Origin of the sequence: Chimaeribacter arupi (assembly GCF_002858805.1) — a bacterium.
Lineage (GTDB): Bacteria > Pseudomonadota > Gammaproteobacteria > Enterobacterales > Enterobacteriaceae > Chimaeribacter > Chimaeribacter arupi.
On the sequence record NZ_PJZI01000064.1, the window covers coordinates 1 to 7,312 of the forward strand.

6 protein-coding genes and 2 tRNA genes are annotated in these 7,312 nt (G+C 60.4%); 4 read left to right on the top strand and 4 right to left on the bottom strand.

What is annotated here, in order from left to right:
- Positions 1-14: 14 nt before the first annotated feature.
- The 3 genes from CYR52_RS21830 to CYR52_RS21840 all read left to right on the top strand — a co-directional run bounded on the left by CYR52_RS21830 (position 15) and on the right by CYR52_RS21840 (position 1,091).
- Positions 15-90: transfer RNA gene (locus CYR52_RS21830), tRNA-Asn, on the top strand.
- A gap of 212 nt (positions 91-302) precedes the next feature.
- Positions 303-378 (top strand) — tRNA-Asn (locus tag CYR52_RS21835).
- Between the two features lie 173 nt (positions 379-551).
- Positions 552-1,091 (top strand): P-loop NTPase family protein, encoded by a 540-nt coding sequence (locus CYR52_RS21840; RefSeq protein WP_101829427.1) that lies wholly within the window; start codon positions 552-554, stop codon positions 1,089-1,091.
- An 82-nt stretch (positions 1,092-1,173) separates the two neighbouring features.
- On the opposite strand, the gene fusA is transcribed toward CYR52_RS21840, so the two are convergent.
- Positions 1,174-3,276, bottom strand: coding sequence for an elongation factor G (gene fusA / locus CYR52_RS21845; protein WP_101829428.1), 2,103 nt, complete (start codon positions 3,274-3,276; stop codon positions 1,174-1,176).
- Between the two features lie 220 nt (positions 3,277-3,496).
- Between fusA and CYR52_RS21850 the strand changes: the two genes are divergently transcribed.
- Positions 3,497-3,808, top strand: a complete 312-nt coding sequence (locus CYR52_RS21850) for an ArsR/SmtB family transcription factor (protein WP_072928338.1) — start codon at positions 3,497-3,499, stop codon at positions 3,806-3,808.
- Positions 3,809-3,917: 109 nt separating this feature from the next.
- On the opposite strand, the gene CYR52_RS21855 is transcribed toward CYR52_RS21850, so the two are convergent.
- The 3 genes from CYR52_RS21855 to nac form a co-directional block, all read right to left on the bottom strand.
- Positions 3,918-4,160 (bottom strand): hypothetical protein, encoded by a 243-nt coding sequence (locus tag CYR52_RS21855; protein WP_101829429.1) that lies wholly within the window; start codon positions 4,158-4,160, stop codon positions 3,918-3,920.
- A 42-nt stretch (positions 4,161-4,202) separates the two neighbouring features.
- The gene (locus CYR52_RS21860; RefSeq protein ID WP_072928336.1) at positions 4,203-5,681 is read right to left on the bottom strand and encodes an EmmdR/YeeO family multidrug/toxin efflux MATE transporter; all 1,479 of its coding nucleotides are present in this window, start codon (positions 5,679-5,681) and stop codon (positions 4,203-4,205) included.
- Positions 5,682-5,973: 292 nt separating this feature from the next.
- The gene (nac, locus tag CYR52_RS21865; RefSeq protein ID WP_101829430.1) at positions 5,974-6,894 is read right to left on the bottom strand and encodes a nitrogen assimilation transcriptional regulator NAC; all 921 of its coding nucleotides are present in this window, start codon (positions 6,892-6,894) and stop codon (positions 5,974-5,976) included.
- Positions 6,895-7,312: the final 418 nt, after the last annotated feature.

Here is a 7,312-nt window from a genome sequence, read left to right on the forward strand (position 1 = left end):
CCCGTTCACACGATTCCTCTGTAGTTCAGTCGGTAGAACGGCGGACTGTTAATCCGTATGTCACTGGTTCGAGTCCAGTCAGAGGAGCCAAATTCGAAAAGCCTGCTTTTAAAGCAGGCTTTTTTCGTTTATCTATTTCTCATCATTATTTTGCCTGTTCGTCAGGCCGCAGAATAAAGAACGTGCACGGTATGCTGTTATTTTCCGCCGTTTGGTCATAATGCCAGCAAACAAACCGTTACGCTTTTTTCTGCTTTGACAAGGCCGGTACGCATCGCTATTATGCGTCCCGTTCACACGATTCCTCTGTAGTTCAGTCGGTAGAACGGCGGACTGTTAATCCGTATGTCACTGGTTCGAGTCCAGTCAGAGGAGCCAAATTCGGAAAGCCTGCTTTTTAAAGCAGGCTTTTTTCGTTTGGGCCTGTTTTTCGTGTGCGGAATTAACCGCCCTCTCCCCCATTTTTAATCACAGCCCTTATCATCACGGCATCATCCCTATGGCACCGGCACACATCGCTCCCCCTGTGTTCTGGACACGGAGTCACACTGATGAAGAAATTTATCCCCCTGTCTGACCTCGGCCCCCGTATCTGCATCCTTGGCCCCTCGAACAGCGGTAAATCGACCCTGGCGCACGCCATCGCCCGCAAAACGGCCTGCCCGGTGGTGCATCTTGATCAGCTCTATCACCTCCCCCACACCCGCTGGCAGCCCCGGCCGGAGGCGCAGTTTCTGGCGCTGCACCGCGCGGCGGTTCAGGAGGAGCGCTGGGTAATTGAGGGAAATTACACCCGCTGCCTGCCGGAGCGGCTTAACCGGGCGACCGGGGTGATTCTGCTGGATATTGCGTTACCGCATATGCTGCTGCGCTATGTGCGCCGCACGCTGTTTGAACGTGACCGGGTGGGCGGCATTGAGATGGGAAACCAACGCGATCGCCTCACGATTGAGATGCTGAAATACCTGATCGTGACGACGCCGCACAACAGAACAAGGCACCGGCAATGCCTTGCTGATTGCGCGCAGCCCACGCTGTTTCTCTCCTCACCGGCTGAGGTCAGTGCCTGTTGGCAGGCGTGGGCACTGTGAACATCCCGTGGGGAACGTAAAAATGCCGCACCGGGGCAGCCCGGTGCGGCATCGGTTAACGCACGGCGTTTACGTCCGCGGGTTACGCATTCCCCCGCGCGGCGATGATCGCCTCCGCCACGTTGCGCGGCGCTTCTGCATAGTGGTCAAACTCCATGCTGTAAGAGGCGCGCCCTTGCGTCATGGATCGCAGCGTGGTGGCATAGCTGAACATCTCCGACAGCGGCACTTCAGCGCGGATCACCCGTGCACCGTGCAACTCATCCATGCCCTGCACTGTGCCGCGGCGTGAGGACAGGTACCCCATCACCCCGCCTGCGTACTCTTCCGGCGTTTCGACCTCGACTTTCATGACCGGCTCCAGGATCACCGGATCGGCCTGTTTCGCCGCCGCTTTGAAGCCGAAAATGGCTGCCATGCGGAACGCCATCTCGGACGAATCCACCTCATGGTAGGAGCCGAAGGTCAGCGTGGCCTTGAGATCCACCACCGGGTACCCCGCCAGAATGCCGTTGTTCAGCGCCTCACGGATGCCCTTCTCCACCGACGGAATGTACTCACGCGGCACCACGCCGCCTTTGGTGGCATCCTCAAAGCGGAACCCGCTGCCGGGTGCCAGCGGTTCCAGCGTCAGCACCACATGGCCGTACTGGCCTTTCCCGCCGGACTGGCGCACAAATTTCCCTTCTACGTCACGCACCGTTTTACGGATGGTTTCGCGGTACGTCACCTGCGGGCGGCCGATATTGGCCTCCACGCCGAACTCACGCTTCATGCGGTCAACGATGATCTCCAGATGCAATTCGCCCATGCCGGAGATAATGCTCTGCCCGGACTGCTCATCGGTGTGCAGGTGGAAAGAGGGGTCTTCCGCCGCCAGCCGTTGCAGCGCGATGCCCATTTTCTCCTGGTCGCCCTGGGTTTTCGGCTCGATGGCCAGGGATATCACCGGGTCCGGGAACTCCATCCGCTCCAGGGTGATCACCGCCTGCGGGTCGCAGAGGGTTTCCCCGGTGGTGACCTCTTTCAGCCCGACGCAGGCCGCGATGTCCCCGGCGCGGATCTCATCCACCTCGTGCCGGTCATTGGCGTGCATCTGCACAATACGGCCGATGCGCTCTTTCTTGCCTTTGACCGCGTTGAACACGCTGTCGCCTTTGCGCAGCACGCCGGAATAGACGCGCACAAAGGTGAGCTGGCCGACGTAGGGGTCGGTCATCAGCTTGAAGGCCAGCGCGGAGAACGGCTCATCATCGGCGGCATGGCGCTCCGCCACCTGGCCTTTCTCATCCACGCCCTGCACCGCCGGGACATCCACCGGTGACGGCATCAGGTCAATCACTGCGTCAAGCATCCGCTGCACCCCTTTGTTTTTGAAGGCGCTGCCGCACAGCATCGGCTGGATCTCCCCGGCCAGCGTGCGCAGGCGCAGCCCGAGCGTGACTTCCTGCTCCTCCAAATCGCCCTGATTCAGGTATTTATCCATCAGCGTATCGTTGGCTTCCGCCGCGGCCGACACCATTTTCTCGCGCCATAACTGTGCGACCGGCATAAGATCCTCCGGTACCGGCGCATAGCGGAACGTCATGCCCTGGGTGGTGTCATCCCAGTAGATGGCGCGCATTTTGTTGAGATCGACCACGCCGCTGAAGTGCTCCTCACTGCCGATTGGGATCACAATCGGCACCGGGTGGGCGTTCAGGCGGTCAATCATCATCTGCACCACGCGGAAGAAATCCGCGCCCGCGCGATCCATTTTGTTGACGAACGCCAGCCGCGGCACATGGTATTTATTCGCCTGCCGCCATACGGTTTCCGATTGCGGCTGCACGCCGCCCACCGAGTCATACACCATCACCGCGCCGTCCAGCACACGCATGGAGCGCTCCACCTCGATGGTGAAATCGACGTGCCCCGGCGTATCAATAATGTTGATGCGGTGCGGCTCGACACTGTTGTCCATGCCGGGCCAGAAGCAGCTCACCGCCGCCGAGGTGATGGTGATCCCGCGCTCCTGCTCCTGCGCCATCCAGTCGGTGGTTGCCGCGCCATCATGCACTTCCCCCAGCTTGTGGCTCATCCCGGTGTAGAACAGGATGCGCTCCGTGGTGGTGGTTTTACCGGCATCGATGTGCGCGGAGATGCCGATGTTGCGATAACGTTCGATAGGAAGGGTTCGGGGCATGATGCGTCCTTAGTCAGTGACACTCACAGGCCGGCACCATTGCCGGCCATCAGGTTACTGCGGATCAGCATAATACAACCGTACGTGTATCGTCGAACTATTTGCGCTAAAATTAACCACAGCACCCGCCCGTGATGAGTTGGTCCGGGCCTGCCATGATTGGTATAGTAGCGGCCCGGCGGCGCAGGCCGCCGCTGAATTCATGCTCAACAGGAACACTATGATTGCCAACCACCCGGAAACGGATCAGATTCGCCTGGAAAATGTGTTGCTGGCGCTGGGCAACCCGCTGCGGCTGGAAATTGTCAGGACGCTGGCCAAAGAGGGCGAACAGGCGTGCGGTGCGCTGCGGCGCGACGTGGCGAAATCCACCATGACCCATCACTGGCGGGTATTGCGCGACAGCGGCGTTATCTGGCAGCGGCCGCAAGGGCGGGAAAACCTGATTTCACTGCGGCGGGATGACCTGAATGCCCGTTTTCCCGGTTTGCTGGATACGCTGATGGCGGTCATGGACAGCCCGCAGGCCTGAGTGGAGGGGTGAACCTGATCTCTGCCGAAAAAAAACACCTGCCGGTCAGGGCAGGCGTTCAGTGCACAGTTCGTTCCAGTAGCAGTAGCGCAGGCTGAGGCGGTAGCGGCTATTTTCCATAATGCCGCTGCACCGAAGGATGGAACGTCAGCCCATACAGCGCACTGGTGGGGATCAGCACGTCGCACAGCGCGGCGGCATCCACCTCGTACGGCGGCCGGCGTGCGGCCGTGCCTGGGGTGCGGTGAAATAAAAAGGCCAGTAAACGTGTCATGCCATCCTCCGGGGTCAGGGTCAGTGTGGTGCACAACCCTGAGTAGACCGCGTTTTTGCCGCCAACGGAAATACGCATTTTTGCGCTGCTTAGTGAAAAAAATGCGGATGCCCTGCCGGATCAGCGGGAGCTTCTCGCTTTCAGCCAGTGCGTTTTCACCGGCGCCGGTGCCACCTCGCCCTGTTTCAGCCGCGGGTATTTCCACAGCCAGCGGCCGCTGACCATCCGCCAGTAGAAGAAGGCACCGCGCACCGTCCAGTCCAGGAACATCCCAAGCCAGACGCCGACCACGCCCAGGCCGAGCACAATCCCCAGCGTGTACCCGGCGACCACGCGGCAGCCCCACATGCCCAGCATCGACACCCACATCGCGAAGCGCGCATCCCGTGCGCCCTTCAGCCCGGACGGCAGCACCCAGGAGGCCGCCCAGATCGGCATAAACAGCGCGTTGAGCCAGATCAGGTGTTTCACCACCTCTTTCACATCCTCCTCACGGGTGTAGAACGAGGCGAACAGCCCGGCGAACGGCGCGGTACTCCAGGCGATCAGCGTTAACCCAATGGTGGAGAGCCAGAACACATGGCGCAATTGCCGCTCCGCCTGCCCAATCTGCCCTTTGCCGAGCCGTTTGCCGACGATGATGGTGGAAGCGGAGCCAAGTGCGCTGCCCGGCAGGTTAATCAGTGAGGCGATGGAAAACGCGATAAAGTTACCGGCAATCACGTTGGTGCCCATGCCGGACACAAACATCTGCGTCAGCAGTTTGCCGCCGTTAAACAGCACCGATTCAATGCTGGCCGGCAAACCGATGGCCAGCACTTCCCACAGAATATTCCATTTCAGCGGGGTGAAATAACTGCGCAGGGTAATGTGCAGCGCCGGGTTAAAGCCGATCATCAGCACATAGATAATGCCGATGGCGCCGATATAGCGTGAAATGGTCAGCCCCAGCCCGGCCCCGACAAAGCCCAGGCCGTCCCAGCCAAACAGCCCGTAAATCAGGATGCTGCTGATGATGATATTGAGGATGTTCATGCCGCCGTTGATCAGCAGCGGGATTTTGGTGTTGCCGGCGCCGCGCAACGCACCGCTGCCGATCAGCGCAATCGCCGCCGCCGGGTAACTCCAGACGGTGGTTTGCAGGTAGGAGAGCGCCAGCGCTTTCACCTCCGGCGTGGCCGCCCCGGCAATCACGTCAACAATCTGCTCCCCGGCCAGATGGATGCCGCCCGCCAGCAGCACAGACACCACCGTCATCAATACCAGCGACTGCCGCGCCGCAGCCCGCGCCCGTTTATGGTCACGCTTACCGAGGCTGAACGCCACCACCACCGTGGTGCCGAGATCCACCGCCGCGAAGAAAGAGAGCACCACCATGTTGAAGCTGTCTGCCAGCCCGACCCCGGCCATCGCCTCTTTGCCGAGCCAGCTGACCAGGAAGGTGCTCAGCACCCCCATCAACAGGACGCAGGTATTTTCCAGGAAAATAGGCACCGCCAGCGGCGTGATTTCACGCCAGAACAGCACCCGGTAACTTTTACGGTTGGTATACCAGCGTGTGCTGGCAACGCGCTGGTGCACGGCATTGATGACGTTCAAGATTGGCCTGCGAGAAGGTAAGTGAAACCACATTTCAAATAATGATTTACAAACGCCTATCCTGCAAAGGCTTTTTTTTACTCATTTTTTCGATCGCCTTTTTTGCACCTTCTGCCCGGCAATAAAGCCCGCGGCAGGCGCAGCCCGGCCACGCCGGCGATACTTATCATGCCGGCGATACTTATCATGCCGGCGATACACGGCGGGGGGCGGGCGGCACGCCCTGAAAAAGGATTCGCCGGGCGGCTCCGCCTGTAACGTGCGCGCCCGGATCGATTTTTGCGGTGTGCCGTTACGCCACAGCGGCCATGCGGGTGGCGGAGGGGGATTCGCTCATCAGGGACAACAGGATCTCTTTCACCGCGGCGGCGGCGGCAGAGAGCGGCAGGCTGTCGGAAAGGCAGAGCGAGAGCGGCACCTGCAGCGCCGGGCAGTTGATGCGTGACACCCATGCCCGCGCCGGGCCGGCCAGCGCCCGCGCGGCGGACTCCGGTAAAATGGTCGCCCCCAGCCCGCTGGCGACGGCGGCCGTCAACGTCGGCACGGATTCAATCTCACCAATCACCGTGGCCTGCAAACGGCGCAGCGCCAGGGCGTCATCCACCAGCTTGCGCATCACATGGTGGCTGCGCGGCAGGAACAAATTGAGTTTCGCCACCTCAGACAGCTCAACCGACACCCCTGGGTTGGGTACCGCCAGCGTGCCGACCAGGTAGAGATCCTCTTTCAGTAACGGCGTATAGCACAGGCCATTGGCCGGTTTATTGCCGTAGAGCATCGCCATATCCACCCGGCCGCTCACAATCGCTTCGCCCAGCGCACTGCCGATATTTTCATCTAAATAGAGCAGGATGCCGGGGTGTTGTTCGCGTACCGCCTGCAACAGCGGCAATGCCAGCTGGGAGGCGGCCGAGCCGGGCGTCAGCCCTACAGAGACCTGGCCGCTGAGCGCCTGCCCGACGCCGGTGACCGCATTCTGCGCCTGTTCGCACTGGCGCAGGATGGTCTGCGCATGGGCATACAAAATATTTCCCGCCTCGGTCGGCGTGACGCCGCGCTTGGTACGGATTAACAACTGCTGCTTCAGCTCTCCTTCCAGCGTCGCCAGTTGCTGGCTCAGCGCAGGCTGGGCAATGTGCAGGATCTCTGCGGCCTGGGTCAGACTGCCGATCTCGACGATTTTCACAAAGTATTTTAACCGTCTTAAATTCATCGCTGCCTCCAAATGCATCAGGAAAGGGATCACCTGATAAGGGTCAGCAAGAAACAGGCCAGAGTCGCTGCGTCACCGTATGGCCCGGCGTGCGGCGGCGCTAATCCCCCGGAAAGTAACGTGAAACCGCTCTGCCCTGCGTAATCCAGGCCGGGGCCGGCCGCTGTTGCCTGCTGCCCTGCCCCTTGCCGGTGCACCAACATAATGCAAACTTATGGCTCGCCGCACAGCCCTAAGCCGCCGTGATGCCCCCGCATCCGGTTACGCCACGCACAAATTGGCGAAGGTTGCAGCAAACAGTTCTGCAAATGAAATCCGGGCTTTGACAAGCCCCCGGCAGGCCGTTATTATCCGCCCCGTTCACACGATTCCTCTGTAGTTCAGTCGGTAGAACGGCGGACTGTTAATCCGTATGTCA

Excerpts from the sequence above, each read along its gene's own strand:
- CYR52_RS21840 (WP_101829427.1), top strand. The coding sequence starts at position 552 with ATGAAGAAATTTATCCCCCTGTCTGACCTCGGCCCCCGTATCTGCATC.
- fusA (WP_101829428.1), bottom strand. The coding sequence starts at position 3,276 with ATGCCCCGAACCCTTCCTATCGAACGTTATCGCAACATCGGCATCTCC.
- CYR52_RS21850 (WP_072928338.1), top strand. The coding sequence starts at position 3,497 with ATGATTGCCAACCACCCGGAAACGGATCAGATTCGCCTGGAAAATGTG.
- CYR52_RS21855 (WP_101829429.1), bottom strand. The coding sequence starts at position 4,160 with ATGCGTATTTCCGTTGGCGGCAAAAACGCGGTCTACTCAGGGTTGTGC.
- nac (WP_101829430.1), bottom strand. The coding sequence starts at position 6,894 with ATGAATTTAAGACGGTTAAAATACTTTGTGAAAATCGTCGAGATCGGC.